We start from the raw sequence: 17162 nt of genomic DNA, 5'->3' as shown, positions 1-17162 counted from the left end.
TGGAAGGCAGCTATCTTAATTATGAATGATCAACAAACGGAGGCACGGGAACTTTTAACTAAAGCATTGGAAATATATGAATTAAATTTTCATCCTGACCACGGGAAGATTAAGGAAGTAAGGGATATATTGGGGGCATTAGATAATTAAGTAGCCAGCCCCTTTGAGTCGTATTGTTCTATGAAAAATGAAGTAAGGCTAAATTGTTACTAACCCATCAAATAACTCAAAATACTTCTCCAACCTCTCCAAATCCTCTATTAAAAAGGGATATTCATTAAAATGCCCCACTATCAAAAGCTGAGGCAATTAGGGTTGAAAAAAAGTAAGAAAAAACCCCAAAAGTAGCCAATAATGGGATTAATTTGGGTTAATTCTTTTTTCAGATAACCCGAAGTCACACAATTTTGCCAAATAATATTCTGCCGATCAACTTTCTGGCTCCCCATCAGGAATATGAGTTGTATTACCAATCCTTTAAACAATCCAGGTTAGGACAATTGCATGGGGCCATTCCGTGGAAAGGTCTTTCTTATTATTTTTTAAAGCAGCTTAATAGAAGTAAACATTCAAGAGGTAGGAAGTCTATTTTCACCACGCAGGGAAAAGTGGCCTTAATGTTGCTGAAAGCCTATACGGGTTACTCGGATCGTAAACTGATGGAGCGGTTAAGCACTGATTACAGTTTTCAGTTTTTTTGTGGGGTTTATTTTAAGCCCGGTGACCGTGTTCCAGGCTTCAAGTTGATCAGTGATATTCGTTCAGAGCTGGCCTCAAAGTTGGACATTGCCGCTGTACAATCGATCCTGGCTCTTGCTTGGGGCCGCTACCTGACCGATACCAACGTGCTACTTACCGATGCTACTGCTTATGAGCGCTATATGCGCTATCCTACCGAAGAAAGACTATTATGGGAATGCTGTGAATGGCTTTATAAACAGATGAAAAAGACTTGCAAGCTGGCGGCCTTCGGATGCCCGGTAATAAATACGCTGATCAAAAGTCGAAGTATTTATCGTATCAAAAAAATAAAAAGAAGACTTATCAGCTCAAGCAAAAAAGGATCAAAAGTTTATTATATCTACTGAACAAACTATCTGAACAACTCGATAGGGTGGAAAGCCATTTACCTGATAGGATACAACTACCTGCCAGCTATCATAAAAGAAGGGCCATTATTGAGCAAATTTACCGACAGCAAAGCTATCAATATCAAACCGGTGAGCATCCAACCGATAAGATGGTTAGTATCGATAAGGATTACATTCGGCTTATTGTCCGTGGCAAAGAAATAAAAAGGGTAGAGTTTGGCCCTAAGGTGAACATGATCCAGGTAGGGGGTATCAATTTTATGGAGCATTTAAGCTTTGATGCTTTCCATGAAGGAGTTCGATTGCCCTCCTGTATAGAACTACATACCAAGGTTCCTAAACAAGCTGCTTAATTATTTTCCCTGTTCAAAATACTGACAATCAAATGGTTGAATGGAAAAGTGCGTCTGAAAACCTCGATATCCCCGTGGAAAATGGCCACTTATCCTAAACCCACTCAAAAAACACAGCAGCACTAGCTCCTAAACACCAAATAAAATTTGGTTAACGTATTTTTCCCTCTTTTTAACGAATATCCCTAATTACCAATGCTCTAAGATCGCTATAGAGGAGAAAAACCTATTTTTGATCTTCCCAGAAATAAACCCCTCCCCTACTTCCATAGTTCAAATTGATCTGTGGGCCAGCCCAATAAAACTGCCGGTGGCGGTTTATCTTTTGTAATTTAGCTTCATTTAATAATTAGCGTCAGGTGCTGACTTTCCTTGATCTGAAAAACAGTATCTCTTGGAGTAGGCCAATATTGAGTCCCATAAGGTTTCACATAATATTCAAATCTATATGTACCTTCCAATAAATTATTTATGACAATTTCTCTATTTGTATTGGTTTGCAGATCTGCGTGAAGCGGGACATCTATGCCTGATACATACAAGTCTCCTTTAATAAGCCCTTGTTTTTCCCAGGAATCCAGACCATATTTTTCTATGATGGTCAGCTATGCGAAGTCATCACAATCGCCGCAGCATGAAAAAATCAATACTAATATCAGTAGACAAGGTAATCGCTTTATTGAACCCATACTCTTTTTGTAATGATGCCTTTTTTAAAATAGAATTTGGCATAGTAAAACCCCTGTTTAAAACCACGCAAATCCAATTCAATGTTTAACGAAGCGTTTTTTAATTTATTTTTATACACGACTTCATTACTGGAAGATAGTATTTTAATCTCCTGACAATTTGTTGCCGGTTCTTCGAAGCTAATTGTGAAAATTCCGTTATTTGGGACCGGGTAGATGATAACGCCATTTGACAAACTATCCAGTAAAGCTGAATTTTCCAAGCTCGGTTGTAAAGACGCAACAGATACGTTCCTGGCAAAGCTTACCGTGCCATTGTATTCACTTCCCTTATAAACGGTGTTGCAAAAATTAGTGATGTAGGTGTCAGATTTTGGTTGCGCTTTCGGCCTATCAGGCAAAGGAATTCCTACTTTTAATGTAACACCAGGACCGAGATAACCACCGTCAGTTATTGTAATATTATTTGATTTAAAAGTTAAAGAAGCCTCTGCCCCTGCAGCCATAATACCAAGTCCTACACTTTCCTGATCTTTATAGAAAGGCAACTTTTTAAACACACTGTCCATAACAATGGCTACACCTGTACCAATCACACTTTTATCTAAAAAAGAAGACACTCCCTTTACAGCGGCTTTAAATCCCGCCAAAGCGGTTTTTTCAAACACCGTTAGCTTGGGTAACTCATACTTTTTAACGAGCGAATCGATGTTTTTGTAAGTAAGCATGCCGCCCTTTACAGTAAAGCCATCCTTATAAACTGAGGTAAGAAAATTTTGCCTATTCAAGAGCGGATTGTTTCCGGACCCATTTAATGGAATAGATGTCGCCAGTAACCTTCCTTCAAGGGTCATATTCGTCGTGTTAAGGGTGGCAAAATTAACTATTAATTCCGATTGATTCTCGCAAGTACCAGGGTCATAACTCATCTGAAAATCCGAACTGATGAATCCTCTGTTGATAGGAGCTTTAGAGGCTTCCAAGATTTCAATGACGTCTGTTTTACGGTCAAGCGGCTGTGAGGTTTCCCCGTAATTATTGAATAAACCATTATAGACCAGGTTCGGTGCACCTGTTGAATTTAGGGTCGTGACAATGTTATCATTAGCGCCAATGCCATCAAAAGAGGCCAATACCCGAAGTTTTCCAGTATAACGATTATAAAGCATGAAATAGGGCCCCACGCGATTTAGCAACGGATCAGTATCTTTGTTACCTCGTCTGGTTCAAAACCGTTATTTTTGTGCAATAATTCCCAACCGTCTTTCGGGTGAAAGTATAATTTGCCTGCTTCCTCTGCAGTTGGTAGGGACAAGTCGTAGTTGAATAAATTAAAATGATTTTGATATTCCTCTCTTTCATAAAACGGATTCCCTAACAGGATCGGATTATTGATACCATCCACATAACCACCATCAGGATGAAATACCTTGATTAATCTATCTCTCCAATCAAAATTGTTAACTAACCCAGGTCTTTCTTCATTGACGGGATTGTCCGGATCAGTCGATATATTTTGTCCAAAAAGTCCTAGTATCATCCATAAACTTAGTGTTAAGGTTAAGCCGGTTTTTTTCATCGGTTTATAAAATTGTTTTGTGGATTTAAGGTTGGCACCGTTGGCCAACCTTGCTTTTAAAAACGCTGTATCTTCTTGAGCTATCGTGTTAAGTTTTAATTCCATGACGGCCAATAACGTTTACTACAATAATAGCCTCTGACAGTGACATAATATGTCACTGGAGATAAAAAATTGAAGTATAATCTTAATTGATCATCTTTTAGAAGTCAACATGCTCAAGCTTAACCACAATGGGGTTGGGCCATTTACGATCATTATATATTCTATGTGCACGCATCACAGAAATCTCAATACCTTCTTGTGTATTCTTCACTGTTGGTTCAGGGTCTACCCGGGGGTTGTATTCCAACACGAGACCATTGTGTCCCAAAACAGAGATTTTGGTACCGTCATTTGCCCGCAATGACTTAATGTTGAAATTCTTTCGTTCTCCGAATTTCCAGTTTTCCTCTATGATAAAGGCATAGACCGTATTCTCTTCTGGCTTTCGCATGAACCAGATGTTGGACTCGTTGGTGACCTTGAACGGAACAGTGTTATGGAAAGCCTCCTTATTGATGAACATCCACAATGAGATCTCATTTAATCCACCTTTTTGCTCTTGTGGAAATCTTCCGAGCTCATCGGGACCAAAGTTCAATAAGAAGTTTCCTCCCTTGGCCCTGATTTCAATGAGTTTTACGATAGCATTGTTTGCAGACTTGTAATTTTCGTTGGTAGGACGATACTGCCATTGGTCACCAAAGGTATAGTTGGCTTCCCACGGTGAGGGAAGGGGTTCGTTAGGGGTTTCTTGTTCGGGGGTTTCAATGGCTCCTCGCGTCACAACTACATTGGGGTCCATTTCCCAGCAGACTTTTGCCAGTTCGGTCTTGGCATATTGCTCACGTCCGTCCAAAAAGATGATATCAATCTTTCCATAGTTCTTCATTAATTCCTTTATTTGTGCTTTGGCGTATTTGTTCAAAGGTTCGTTGCCAGAGGCAATGGCTTCTTTTCGGTCTCTTGATATGAGAGTGCCCTGTTTGTATAGAAAGTAAAAGTCGTCAGGTGAAAAATAAAGGCCAATAGCAAGCCCTTCTTCTCTGAAAGCATCTACGATTTGCTTTGTAATGTCTTTTCCATAAGGCGTATTCATAATACTGAAATCAGTGGTTTCGGTATCGAACATGCAAAATCCATTGTGGTGCTTGGTCGTGAACACTACATATTCCATTCCGGCCAAACGTGCAGCCTTTGCCCATTCTTTGGCATTGAATAACTTCGGGTCAAAGGTCTTGGGAAGCTCGTTGACGTAGCGTTCCAAATAATCATCCGAAGCTCCGACCATGCTATGGCTAATCACCATTCCCAGTTGCACATCCACACTCCAATGGATGAACATGCCAAAACCTAATTTCGAAAACCATTTTTCGCGTTCAGATTTATTTAAGTTTAGTGGCCTCTCCTGGGCAGTAAGTTGAATTGCCCCAAAAAGAAAGATTTCTAATGTCAATAGTAAAATAAAACGTTTCATTTTTTTTCGGCGGTTGCCCGCAATTACATTTATTCAGCAAAATACCCCTCCACTTTAAACACATATGCGGCATTCAAGGGATCTCCCGATCCATATGATTTTTTTAAAGGTAGCATGATCTTCAGATGGTGATCATAGTTACTCCAACTCACGTTCTCACCATTACCCAACCATTTTACTTTTGTCCCTTTCTTTAAATTGATGTCATAGACGTAAAGATGTTTACTCCCCCACATGGTAGAGATAATGTACAAGTCGTCCCCTTTAGTAGTATACCGGATATTATCTTTTCCGTATGTTTTCCATGGCCGTGTACCATAAATACCTTCGCCATTAACGGCAAGCCACTTCCCGATACCTTTAAGGCGCTTTTGCTGATTTTCTGAAATGGTACCATCAGCCTTGGGACCAACATTAAGCAGAAATACTCCTCCTTTGCTTACCACATCTACAAAGTGACGAATAAGATCATGTGTCGAAGGGTACCTGTCTTCCTCGTCCTCGACTTTATTGAACCCATAGGAATCGCCCATACCCCTGGAGTCCATCCAGGCTCTGGTATCGATGTCCGGAATATAAAAGTAATCGTATTCACGGATTCCAAATGTTTCCGGAAAATTGGCTTCCAGCCTTCCTTTATTGTTAACGGCCAGTGGCCTTCCCCATTCTTCCTCACGATTCAGGTACTCAGCCACCATCTGTTTTAGCAGCTTTTGAAATTTCCTGACATTAGGCCCATCCGGACTCAAATAAAATGAAGGGATATCATCGAACCAAAAAATATCAGGACCGTATTTCTCACAGATTTCATCCCAGCGCGCTTTGTAATCACTCATAAATTCGTCGGTTAATCCCAGCGGTCCATACAGTCCTATAGTTTCGGGGGCCTTATCAATTTCCATCTGCACACCAGCTAAAAATTTAGGATTCTCCACAGCTTCGTACTTATGTTCTGTGAAATAGGAGAAATGCCTTTCTCTGTGGTAAGAAGCTCCGAATTTCATATCACGTCTACGGATGGCTTTTTCCAATTCACCTATCACATCCCTTTTGGGACCCATATCATAGGCATCCCACTTGGTAAGAGCGCTGTTCCACATGGCAAAACCATCGTGGTGTTCGGCCACAGGTATTACCAGTTTAGCACCGGCATTTTTGAAGAGTTCGGCCCATTCTTCAGCATTGAATTTTTCGGCTTTGAATTCCGGAATAAAATCCTTGTAACCGAACTCCCCTAGTTTGCCATAAGTAGCCTCATGGTACCTGGTGTCAGCACCTCCCCGGTACATAGAACTCGCGTAGTGTTCTGCATAACCCCTGTCCGGGTGGAAAGCAGGGACCGAATACACCCCCCAATGGATAAAAATGCCAAACTTGGCATCCATAAACCAATCAGGAGTTTTATGACGCAATAGTGATTCCCAATGCGCTTCGTATTGCTGGGCATAGTTTGCCATGGAACAAAACACCATAGCAACAACCAAAGTAAATTTCTGTAATGTATTCATGTTAATGTATAATCTTTTACAACAGTTTTTATGTATTAAATTTTATGACTGCTGATATTCTCAGCTTTTTGTAACAATGATTTGTGCATCTGCCTGTTTTCCATCAAAAGCAGACATTCTTATCTTCTCTCCGGGCTTAACTTCTACTAAGCCGATCAATGGTATGGTACCATCTGTCAAACTTCTTATCGCCTGAATAGGTGTGCCATCCGTGCGATCGAATTGCACATCGGCAAGAGCTAAGGTCTTTATCTCCGGTAGCTTAGAAGCTATCGGTCTTCCTGTTTCCGAAGCTTTGACCTTTTCTACATGGCCATCACCTCTTGGTTTTTCATCCGGGTGGTCAACCATATTTCTGACTTTAAGACTAATCTCCGGATCATTTGGTCCTGTGTCAAAAGCCATTTCCAGGAAATTCCAATAATAGGGTTCACCCTGTTCTGTGCCTTTGCTCAATTCCGGGGAGTGGTGATCCTGTTGATAAAGTGCCACACCGTCCAAGTCATTGCCATGCATGTCTCTCATTTGCCGGTTCCAGCCCGCATACGGTTCACGTCCCCGCGACCTACCAATAGGACCAAAACTACATTCGTAGATACGTTCTTTTCGGTTCCTTACAATAGATCCCACATGCACATCACCGTAAACTGAGGTCACGCCGGACCTGGAGCCTAACAGATCGATCACCCTGTCAACTCCTGCTTTTACCCAGTAAGCATAGTCTGCCGCGATACGATTGGCTTCCCCATCATCATTTTTTTCAAATCCTGACTGCCAGATGGCATGCAGTCCATTGATGCCAGTAAGTGTAATCAGGCGGGATGAATCGGTTTTGATCAGGTTTGTCAGCCAGTTAAACTGTTCCTCACCTAAAAGGGTCCTTGTCGGGTCTCTCCTGGAATACAGGTTTTTAAATTCTCCCCAGCCGTTATCATCCCAGATATCTGTGTCCTGGGAGGTTCGCCACAGTCTGGAATCACATATCGCCAGCGTAAAGTCTTTGTTGGGCATTTTCCACTTTCTCCAGCGTTTGGGGTTGTCTGTGCCTGCAGGGTTTTCTTTGCCTATCATTAAATGGCTTACGATCCGGAAGTTCCTGATCATGTATGAAGGGTCTTGCCCCAAACCGTTTCTTCGCCTCAAAAGGAGTTGTTCCGGGCCTTTAGTATCATCCATGCCATGGTCATGGTCCCCCGGGTTTATGACATTCCAATGCCGCATCATCTGCCACCTGGACGTTGGCCCTCCAAGTGTGATGGTGACGATTTTATAAGCATCATCGGTACTCAATGGGTATTGCAGCAATTCCATGTACCATACATCATCTTCCCAAAGCATTACTTGAAAATTGTAGTCTTCCAGGTGCTTGAAGCAATTGTAGGTAGGCTGGTCCCTGACGAAATAGGGATCGAACGTACCATCGGTTTTCCTGACATCACCAATAGGCAACCTTGTATAGTTGCCATGAATAGCATGACAGCTTAACCCGCATAGTTTGTATGGGGCTTTTAGCCGTGGCAACCTGCCTACATAGCTACCCACAGCCGGCACATCTCCAACCATGCCCGTGCCCGGGCCTATACTGTTGGTACCAACACGTAAATCGGCAGTCACATCTTTCCCGTCTTTCCAGATGGTATAATAAAAGGTCTTATCAGCAGGGTTACCCGGAAATTTCGCCTCTATGATGGCCGTGTTCCTTCTAAAGTCGTTATTTACAATATTACCTGATCCAGCCAGGGGAACATTAGTCCATCCGCTAGTTGGTTTTTCAGCATCACTTATTCGTATTTCGGCTTTTTGGCCGTCGTTCCTGAATAGGGATATAAAACGGCAGGTCCATGTACCATTCTTATCCTGTCTAAGCGTATCGCCTAGGGCGTAGGCCATGTGGCATTCATTGAGAGGCGTGTTCAGAGGTTTGTTTTTTCCTTGCTCAACTTCGAACCGAATCACTTCAAAATCCACATTGCCTTGTGCACACAGCCCTATGTAGCCTTCGGCCCGTGATGCCTCCACCTCTCCGGAAAGCGTTTTTTTGATGGTGTTGCCTTTGACTATTTGCTGAAGCGTTGCATTCACCAACGACTTGCCCCCTTCTTGCGGCGTTACCGTAATGCTGAGTTGTATTTTGATACCCTGAACCAATTGCTGGCTGACACGATCAGAAGCAATGGCGCTTTTTTCCGTTGGGTTATTTACATGATATCCTAGACTGAAGGTATCGTCATCTTTCCAAACGGCCATAATGGACTTTTTATCAGGACTTGCGTTAGTTCTGATACCTGCTTCAAACAGGGTTTTTGCACCGATGGCCAACCCAAAAGCACCAAAACCTTTTTGGTACATTTTCCAGTTTGCATCATCTTCGGGGCGTTTTTCGGCATAGCCTTTCATAACAAATTCTGCTTTGATTCCAAAGCTTCCTTTCATGTACCATTCCCTTCTCCAGAGCATCCCGAATGGGGCCGAGGGGTCGTAGCTGGTGTTCATACTTTTGCCGTCGTTTTTGTAATGATAGGGGAAGCCTGTCCTTCTGCAACGGTCGCCTACATTTACAAGCCTGCGGCGGATCGCATTGCCTTTTATCTGCCAATAGCCGGGGTTCAGGCTTTCCCATTGATCGCCATGGTAGAGGCTGTCAGGGGCATTGAAACCTCCAGGAAATCCTTCGTGACTTTTATTGGCAAAGAGCTTGTTGACCGGAAGCAGTGTTACAGTAGCAGATGACAAAGTGGCTTGTTTGATAAATTCCCTTCTGGTTTTTTTGTTTTGATCCTCTTTTTTCATTAAGTGATTATTATTATAAAAGTTATTTTCAAGGTACTGTACTATTACTCTGAAGCCTCTTTTGAAAACTTATCGTCCTTGGTGATCGCGTTTTGTACGTCATTCCTGTTATGTATTGATAGTGGGTAGCCACTATGTTCGAATAACGCAGTCATAACATCGGCAAAACATACCAAGCCATTGAAGTACGGGTATGAACTAGGCCACGAACATGATAAAAAACCTGGAGTCAATGCTTCGGGCTTTTTATCGAATAGTCGTGCCAGGTAGTAAGACGTCACTCCATCCAAACTGGGTTTTGCACTAATGTTCCACCTAAATTTTCACTTTTGGTTATTTCATCGAATGGTATTGGCAAGAACAAAAATTTTCCGGGTGCGGCTGCAATCCTATCTGCTTCCCCTTGGGCCCTCTCCTGAGACTGAGGGTGCGCTCCTGCAGCCGCTTCGGCTGCCGGTAATGCTGCTACTGTGCTTTCTAAAATACCCCATCTGATCAGATCCGTTTTACGGCCAAAACCTTCACCTGCCAGTTCCCAGGCACGTTCTTGCCGGATATCGGCTAAAGTCAAGGTGGTAAGATCCGGAAGGTTTGCTCTTTGCCTTACTTTGTTAATAGCCGCCAATGCGGCAGCGCTTGACCCACCTATCATAAATTCTACTTCTGCCAGCATTAGGTATGCATCTGCCAATCGCATAAGGCGGTTTGGTTGACTAGTTTGGCCATCAGGCTCCGGGTTTATGAATAAAGGATCACTGACAGGAACCTTAGCTCGCAAAAACTTTGTAATATAAATATGGTTAAATGCTACCGCTGTACCATCTGCAAGGGTATGGCTATCGAAAACCGTATATGGCAATCGGGCATCATTAGGGTCAAATGAATCAGCAAAACTTCTTCGCAATGTAATTAGAGCAGCTCTGGTAAATATATCAAGCTCTTCGAATGCCTGTAGAGCGAATGGAGCATCTGCTTCTGCACCTGCATTGGGATGGGCAACATTGTGGATATTGTTGGAAATGATTCCCCGAAGAAATTCAACGCCAAAAATAATTTCGTTGTTTAGGTCGTTTCCTTCCCTGAAAATATCCCCAAAAGGAGCCAGGTCCGGTCCATGTGGTGAATTTTGAGTAATGTCGATTAATTCGGTCCGTGCCGCATTGTACTCAGCTCTCCACATATGATAATGGGCCTTGAGCATTTTTACCGCCCAAACAGTAACTTTACCATCATTTTGGTTCCATCTACCGGTAGATAGCAGGCCAGAATCAATAGCAGATTGAAGTTCGCCAATCATATCAGCCTGTATGGTTGATGCAGGCGTTTTTCCCAACAAGGAAACTTCTTCAATATCTATTTCATCTTTCCAAAAAGGTACATCTCCCCACATAGTGGTAAGCCGATAATAAATATAAGCCCTGAAAAATTGAGCCTGGGAAATTAACCTTCCCTTTTCCTCATCGCTCAAAGAAGGAGATTCAGCAATACGATTAATTACTAAATTTGCGTCCTTGATACCTGCATAGAGCTCCCTCCACATAATAGCTACTCTACCATTGGATGAATCAAAATCATAGACGCCAACCAAATTGATTCCAGGCAATTGATTCCTGGCGACGACCCCAAGGTCAGTACCTAAAAATTGATAATAAACCATATGTTCCCCTGTAACTTCGCCGGTTCGCATTCTTGCAACTAATCCGTCTATCGCTAAGTTGGCTTCGGCTTCACTGTTAAAGAACTCATCAGGGGTAATTAACCCTCTGGGTTCCTCTTCTAAAAAGTTATCACATCCCAAAAATGTCAATAGAACGATAATTGACATCATATAAATATTATATATAGTCTTCATAATTATATGTCTTTCTGTTTTGTCAACAATTTTTAAAAAGTAATATCCAGACCAAAAACGAATGATCTATTTTGAGGATAATTCACATTGTCATAACCTCTAAGTACGTCATCGGTGCCGAAACCACTTACTTCCGGATCGTATCCTATATAGTCTCCACCCTTTAACAGAAACAGATTTGTTCCTGTAAAACTGATTCTTAGATTATTCACACCCTTGAGTACCGATTCCGGAAGTGTATATCCCAACTGGAGGGTCCTTAACCTGATAAAACCTGCATCTCTTACAAAAAAGCTATTTGAGCTGTTGAAAGATGCACTGTTAAATCCAGGAATAAGAGCATTATCCGGGTTCTCGGGTGTCCATATTCTGTCCCTGAGGTCGGCAAATGAATTCAATTGGGTGCCTGTTACCTGAAATAAATCCAAATAGTAATTTTCGTTGCCAAATACTCCCTGTAAGAAGAAACTCAGGTCAATATGCTTATAGGTAAGCGTATTTTGTATACCTCCGAAAAAATCCGGGTTCGCCGATCCTATTACCGTTTGGTCATTCGCATCAACCACACCATCAGGTCCGCTTATGTCAGCAAACATCGCATCTCCTGTTGCAGGGTCGATGCCTTCAAATTCAAACCCCCAAAAAATACCCACAGGCTCACCTACTATAAGCTGGCTGGTAATATCATTTGAAGGATTGGGTAATCTATTGGTAATTACGGATTCGTTGCCTCCTAAATCAAGTACCTTGTTCTTAAAGGTTGAGATATTGAACGATGTGCTCCATGTAAAGTCATTTCCATCTATTATAAAAGCGTTCAGGCTAAAATCGAACCCCCGGTTTTCAACTTCGCCTATATTCTGTAATTGCGTTGCGAAACCCGTAAAGAAAGGAACCTCTACATCTAAAAGTAAGTCATTGGTCCTTTTATAGTAATAATCGAATTCTAAGTTTAAACGGCTGTTGAAGAGCGAGACTTCAAGACCCAAGTCAAATTGACGGGTGGTTTCCCACTTAATGTTTGGATTGGACAGGACAGTCTGTTGCAGCCCTACCGAGGGAACTCCACCTCTAACGAGCACAGGTGAAGTCCCCAGCTGTGCTAGTGTTGAAAATTCATCAATTCCGGAATTACCTGTAATTCCGTAACTCGATCTTAGTTTAAGATCATTCACAAAATCAACACCGCTCATGAATTGTTCATCCGATAATCTCCAGGCAACAGCGACCGAAGGAAATGTGGCATATTTATTATTGATTCCAAGTCTTGACGAACCGTCCCTTCTTGCTGAAAAAGTCAAATAATATTTATCCTTATACGAATAGTTGATGCGACCTAGCAAAGAGAACAGAGAAAATTCAGAATACCCGCTGTCAATAGTTGTTTCTTCCAAAGGTGCCAGCTCCACGGCATTGAACTCAACACCATCATTGGGTATTTCTGCGGCGTTAATCGTTGATAACTCGGTTTGGGAAGTCTGGGCGGTAGCACCAACCAATACGCTCAATGAATGATCACCGAAAGTTTTAAGGTAATTCAACGTATTTTCATTAAGCAAAGAAACTGTCCTTGCATTGCCTATCTGGCCACTGCCCAACCTACTGGCAATTATTTGATCAGGCACCGTGGATGGTATAAAAATATTGGTTTTATCAAAACTGAAGTCACCGCCCAATGTAGTCCTTAATTTTAAACCTTCGATAATATCAGCTTCGATATAGTTGTTTATCAAAACCCTGTCCCTGATGGTCTCGTTGGTTATCAACCGGGCATCTGCAAATGGATTGCCACCTCCATTATCGATACCTACGTTAAACACCTGGAAGTTGCCCTCCTCATCAAATACAGGCTTCAAGGGATCCTCCCGTGCTATATCGTTACGACCAGAAATAACCGAATTATCCGTTAATGAATGGGTCAAGAAAAGATTTGTCCCTACTTTGAACGTTTTTGATATTTTATGGTCGAGGTTCAATCGAAGAGAATACCTTTCAAATGCAGTTCCGAGCAATATTCCTTCCTGATTTAAAAAACCCGTGGAAAGATAAAATTGCGTATTCTCATTCCCTGATGACAAAGACACAAGGTTGTCTGAAATTAAGGCTGAACGAGTTAGCACCTCTTGCCAGTCAGTATCACCTCCGGGCAAGTTGTTCAGGTCAAATAAGCCAGGGACGAACTTGTTTCGATATTCAGCATATTCCCTGGCATTCTGCAAATTCAGCTTTTTAGGTAGAACCTGTGTACCCATTGATGTCTTAATATTTAACCTTTTCTCGTAGGGTCTACCTTTTTTGGTCGTAATCAATACAACACCATTGGCGCCCCTGGCTCCATAAATTGCTGTGGAAGATGCGTCTTTTAATATCTCTATCGATTCAATATCATTCGGATTGATCGTCGATAAATTTCCGCCACCAATGAATCCGTCTATTACATACAATGGCTCATTTCCTGCTGTAATAGAATTTCCCCCCCTTATCCTTATAGTAGTACCTGTTCCGGGTGCACCGTCTATCGAAGTAACGAACACACCTGAAGCACGCCCCTGCAAAGCCTGGCTCAGATCGGCTACCGGTGCCACATATGCATCTTCTGCTTTTATCGAAGATACCGAACCAGTCAGATCTTTTTTAAGAGTTGTTCCATAACCGATTACCACTACTTCTTCCAGGTGCTCGAAATCCGGTTCCATTTGCACATTAATGGTGCTTTGTGCTCCTACCGGGATTTCCTGGGTAATGTACCCCACAAAAGAGATAGTAATTATTGCGCCTTCCGGTACAGTTAGTTTGTAATTACCTTCAAGGTCTGTGATGGCGCCATTCGTGGTACCCTTTTGTACCACAGATGCCCCGGGCAACGCCTGACCGTATTCATTAGTGATTTTTCCGGAGATTGTTATATCTGCTTTTATAGATTCATATTTGTCTTCCACCCTTTCACCTCTACCTGTGTTGGTAGCTACATGTATTTGATCATTGATTCGCTTGAACTTAATATTCGTTTCTTTCGAAAGCGCTCTGAGTAAATCTCCTAGCGTTCCTTTCTTGAATTTAACTTTTACTCTTTGATCCTTATTAACCAAGTTTTCATTCAGGGCAAAACTGAAACCAGTCTCGGATTGAACCAATGATAAAACTTCGTCTAAACTAGCCTCAGGAATCTTGAGGTTCCAGTTGATTTCTTCAAGGCTTTTGGATTTCAGTTGCGCCGAGAGATCCCCTGCAACCAACATTCCTCCTAACGTGAATTGTATTACTATACTGTAAAAAGCCAACCTGCTCATATAGTACAGTTGTCTTAGTAGTTTTAATTTCATAATTTAGGTTATTGATTTTACATAGTTTTAATCAATAGCATCCTCTTTTGGTGCTTCGTACCGACCAAAGTTTGTAAGCAACTTTTGAGGTGCCCTCTGAGCCTTAGACCCCTGGGGTTTAAGGCTCATTTTTTATGATGTATCCTGGGCCTGCATCGTCATAATTTATTTGATAATTACTTTATTACCTTCAATACTAAAAGAGAAGTCGTTGGCAAAACTTACGCCTTCCAGGACATGTTCAAGCGTAGCATTCTCATAGCGTCCCGAAAACCCACTTTTGATATGATGTTGCGTCTCGATGACAATCTCAACACCATACCATCTCTCCAACTTCTCTACTATTTCATCAAAATCAGCCTGTTTAAAATCAAGAATACCGTCCTTCCAGGCGAAGAAATGGTCATCGTCAAATTCATCTACCGAATATTGACCGGAACTTCTCATATAGTTGATACTTTCATTCGGACTCAACTGAGCAAGGATTGATCCTGTAGTTTTTGTTTTGCTTTTTACTTCAACAATTCCTGTTGCAACGGCCACTGATATAGTTTCATCTTTTGGGTAGGCGCTCACATTGAATGAGGTTCCAAGCACCCTTACGGCTAAATCTTTGGATTCCACTATAAAAGGCCTGCTTTCGTCTCTTTTTACCTCGAAAAATGCCTCTCCGGCTAACTTCACTACCCTTTCTTCCCGGAAGTTTTCCGGGTATTCAAGAGAACTACCGGAATTCAACATAACTTTGGTACCGTCCGGTAGTCTTGTTTGCAACTTTTTTCCTTTTGGGATGTTTTTTACAATGGTACTTACCACTAATTCGGGATTTGAGGCATTAGGTTGAATATTGAAAAAGTAAATTGCAAATGAAATTCCAAGAAGGAGTGCAACTACGGCCGCCACTCTCCGGATATTTGAACTTCTCTGCCATGCTACTATTTTAGCGTTAGTGGAAGTATCATCAAATTCGAGATTCTCCGCTAACTTTTGGTAGGATTCCTTTGTGTGATCAGCCTGCCAAATCAAGCGGCTCTTTTCCCAGGCTTTCTGAAAACCAGAAAATTCCTTTTCATTTTCTTTTGATGATTCCAGCCAACTCCTAAGCTGGCTATCTTCCTGAACACTGATATCATCAGTGAGCTTCTTTAAGATCAGGTTTTCAATCTCGCGTTCCATTCAAACTGTATTTGCCTAAAAACATGTTTTGAAGAATAAACAGGAGATTTCCTTTTACCCCCCAAAAGGGACAAGATATTTATAAAACTCCAGTCATAATAATCTATAAATCAATATCTTAATATTAGATAATTTGCAAAGAATGCTGAGTTAAAAACCGAGAGATTGAAAACCCGATCAGTATTTATTATTTCAAATCGGATAATTTACCTGGTTAGCATAATGAAAGTCGCCGGGAAGAAGTTTAAAGTTCCAGTTAGGCATCATTAGGTGGAAACTGAACAAAAGTCTATAATGACAATAAGAAATAGAGTTTTTGTGGATTATCTTTGAAATATGGAGACAATTTCTCTCTGAGTTTTTTGATTGCTATGGTCATTTGGTTTTCAACAGTCTTCACAGAAAGGTCCAGATGTTCTGCTACTTCCTTGTATTTCATACCGTCTATCCTTATCAAACCAAATATGAGCTTTGATCTCGGCGGTAGGCTTTCTATGGCGCTTTGAATTTGATCTGCGAGTTCTCTGTTGAGAACCGACAGGTCGGGTTGAATAAAGTCCCCTATTTTATTATCTTGCACCTTGTCCAGATCGACTGTTTCCAGTTTTCTTTTTTCAAGGTAATTGAGAGCCTGATTCTTTACCGCTCGAAACATATAGTGGTTTACGTTCTCAATGGCAGAAAGCCTTTTACGACCGGTCCATACCTTCATAAAAACATCAGAAACTACTTCTTCTGAGGGATTGTGAGATTGAATCATTGTCAGAGCGTATCCATACAAACGTGGGTGGTAATAATTAAAAAATTCTTTAAATGCCGATTCATCCCCCTTAGAAATAGCTGATATCCATTGGCGAACTTGTTCTCTCATTTAAACATACTTTGTGCCCTTCACAAATATCAGCATTTTAAATTGAATATAATAGTTGAGTGGTGCAAGGTAATTTGCTCTGCCTGTTCCATGCAGTTTTCATAATATCCAGTCCCAAATTTGCAAATAATTGTTTGAGAAAAAAGGCAGCATTAACTGCAATGCCACAGCGTTTCTCAAGAGAGGAAATAATGCCCGAATGGTCTGGGCAATACTATTTGGTGCATTAGCTTGATTATAGAATAATTGATTATTTAGCATCACAAAAACAAAAGCAGATATGGAAGTATAAAACGCATTAGATGACTCAGTTGGGATGCGGAATAGATTTCTATTACATCATTCGGGTTTAAATCATTGCTAGGTTCCCGTGAATAAGGAGATCTTCCTTTCACACAATTTGATTCCCAT

The 17162-nt window shown here is 41.5% G+C and carries 12 protein-coding genes; 3 read left to right on the top strand and 9 right to left on the bottom strand.

Features of this window, described 5'->3' with window-relative positions:
* Positions 1 to 21: 21 nt before the first annotated feature.
* The 3 genes from AC04NP_RS23690 (at position 22) to AC04NP_RS23680 (ending at position 1444) form a co-directional block, all read left to right on the top strand.
* Positions 22 to 150 (top strand): hypothetical protein, encoded by a 129-nt coding sequence (locus tag AC04NP_RS23690; protein WP_482862470.1) that lies wholly within the window; start codon positions 22 to 24, stop codon positions 148 to 150.
* A gap of 257 nt (positions 151 to 407) precedes the next feature.
* The gene (locus AC04NP_RS23685) at positions 408 to 1088 is read left to right on the top strand and encodes a transposase (protein ID WP_482862468.1); all 681 of its coding nucleotides are present in this window, start codon (positions 408 to 410) and stop codon (positions 1086 to 1088) included.
* A gap of 26 nt (positions 1089 to 1114) precedes the next feature.
* The gene (locus AC04NP_RS23680) at positions 1115 to 1444 is read left to right on the top strand and encodes a hypothetical protein (protein ID WP_482862467.1); all 330 of its coding nucleotides are present in this window, start codon (positions 1115 to 1117) and stop codon (positions 1442 to 1444) included.
* A gap of 676 nt (positions 1445 to 2120) precedes the next feature.
* On the opposite strand, the gene AC04NP_RS23675 is transcribed toward AC04NP_RS23680, so the two are convergent.
* The 9 genes from AC04NP_RS23675 to AC04NP_RS23635 all read right to left on the bottom strand — a co-directional run bounded on the left by AC04NP_RS23675 (position 2121) and on the right by AC04NP_RS23635 (position 16751).
* Positions 2121 to 3302, bottom strand: a complete 1182-nt coding sequence (locus AC04NP_RS23675) for a T9SS type A sorting domain-containing protein (RefSeq protein WP_482862466.1) — start codon at positions 3300 to 3302, stop codon at positions 2121 to 2123.
* Between the two features lie 20 nt (positions 3303 to 3322).
* A complete protein-coding gene (locus AC04NP_RS23670) occupies positions 3323 to 3817 on the bottom strand; it encodes a hypothetical protein (RefSeq protein ID WP_482862465.1) in 495 nt (164 codons plus the stop codon).
* 97 nt (positions 3818 to 3914) lie between these two features.
* Positions 3915 to 5231 (bottom strand): alpha-L-fucosidase, encoded by a 1317-nt coding sequence (locus AC04NP_RS23665; RefSeq protein ID WP_482862463.1) that lies wholly within the window; start codon positions 5229 to 5231, stop codon positions 3915 to 3917.
* 29 nt (positions 5232 to 5260) lie between these two features.
* Positions 5261 to 6739, bottom strand: coding sequence for an alpha-L-fucosidase (locus AC04NP_RS23660; RefSeq protein WP_482862462.1), 1479 nt, complete (start codon positions 6737 to 6739; stop codon positions 5261 to 5263).
* Positions 6740 to 6799: 60 nt separating this feature from the next.
* A complete protein-coding gene (locus tag AC04NP_RS23655) occupies positions 6800 to 9529 on the bottom strand; it encodes a hypothetical protein (protein WP_482862460.1) in 2730 nt (909 codons plus the stop codon).
* 277 nt (positions 9530 to 9806) lie between these two features.
* Positions 9807 to 11381: a RagB/SusD family nutrient uptake outer membrane protein gene (locus AC04NP_RS23650; RefSeq protein ID WP_482862459.1), complete on the bottom strand. Its 1575-nt coding sequence runs from the start codon at positions 11379 to 11381 to the stop codon at positions 9807 to 9809.
* A gap of 32 nt (positions 11382 to 11413) precedes the next feature.
* On the bottom strand, positions 11414 to 14704 hold the full coding sequence (locus AC04NP_RS23645; RefSeq protein ID WP_482862458.1) for a SusC/RagA family TonB-linked outer membrane protein: 3291 nt from the start codon (positions 14702 to 14704) through the stop codon (positions 11414 to 11416).
* 165 nt (positions 14705 to 14869) lie between these two features.
* The gene (locus tag AC04NP_RS23640; protein ID WP_482862457.1) at positions 14870 to 15880 is read right to left on the bottom strand and encodes a FecR family protein; all 1011 of its coding nucleotides are present in this window, start codon (positions 15878 to 15880) and stop codon (positions 14870 to 14872) included.
* A gap of 289 nt (positions 15881 to 16169) precedes the next feature.
* A complete protein-coding gene (locus AC04NP_RS23635; protein WP_482862456.1) occupies positions 16170 to 16751 on the bottom strand; it encodes an RNA polymerase sigma factor in 582 nt (193 codons plus the stop codon).
* Between the last annotated feature and the right edge of the window lie 411 nt (positions 16752 to 17162).

The sequence above is a fragment of the Agaribacillus sp. DX54 genome, assembly GCF_056858335.1.
Note: the sequence above shows the minus strand (reverse complement) of the source record. Positions and strands in the feature narration are given on the sequence as shown.

Bases quoted from the DNA above. Each gene is read 5' to 3' on its own strand.
- AC04NP_RS23690 (WP_482862470.1), top strand. From the start codon at position 22: ATGAATGATCAACAAACGGAGGCACGGGAACTTTTAACTAAAGCATTG.
- AC04NP_RS23675 (WP_482862466.1), bottom strand. From the start codon at position 3,302: ATGCTTTATAATCGTTATACTGGAAAACTTCGGGTATTGGCCTCTTTT.
- AC04NP_RS23670 (WP_482862465.1), bottom strand. From the start codon at position 3,817: ATGGAATTAAAACTTAACACGATAGCTCAAGAAGATACAGCGTTTTTA.
- AC04NP_RS23665 (WP_482862463.1), bottom strand. From the start codon at position 5,231: ATGAAACGTTTTATTTTACTATTGACATTAGAAATCTTTCTTTTTGGG.
- AC04NP_RS23660 (WP_482862462.1), bottom strand. From the start codon at position 6,739: ATGAATACATTACAGAAATTTACTTTGGTTGTTGCTATGGTGTTTTGT.
- AC04NP_RS23655 (WP_482862460.1), bottom strand. From the start codon at position 9,529: ATGAAAAAAGAGGATCAAAACAAAAAAACCAGAAGGGAATTTATCAAA.
- AC04NP_RS23650 (WP_482862459.1), bottom strand. From the start codon at position 11,381: ATGAAGACTATATATAATATTTATATGATGTCAATTATCGTTCTATTG.
- AC04NP_RS23645 (WP_482862458.1), bottom strand. From the start codon at position 14,704: ATGAAATTAAAACTACTAAGACAACTGTACTATATGAGCAGGTTGGCT.
- AC04NP_RS23640 (WP_482862457.1), bottom strand. From the start codon at position 15,880: ATGGAACGCGAGATTGAAAACCTGATCTTAAAGAAGCTCACTGATGAT.
- AC04NP_RS23635 (WP_482862456.1), bottom strand. From the start codon at position 16,751: ATGAGAGAACAAGTTCGCCAATGGATATCAGCTATTTCTAAGGGGGAT.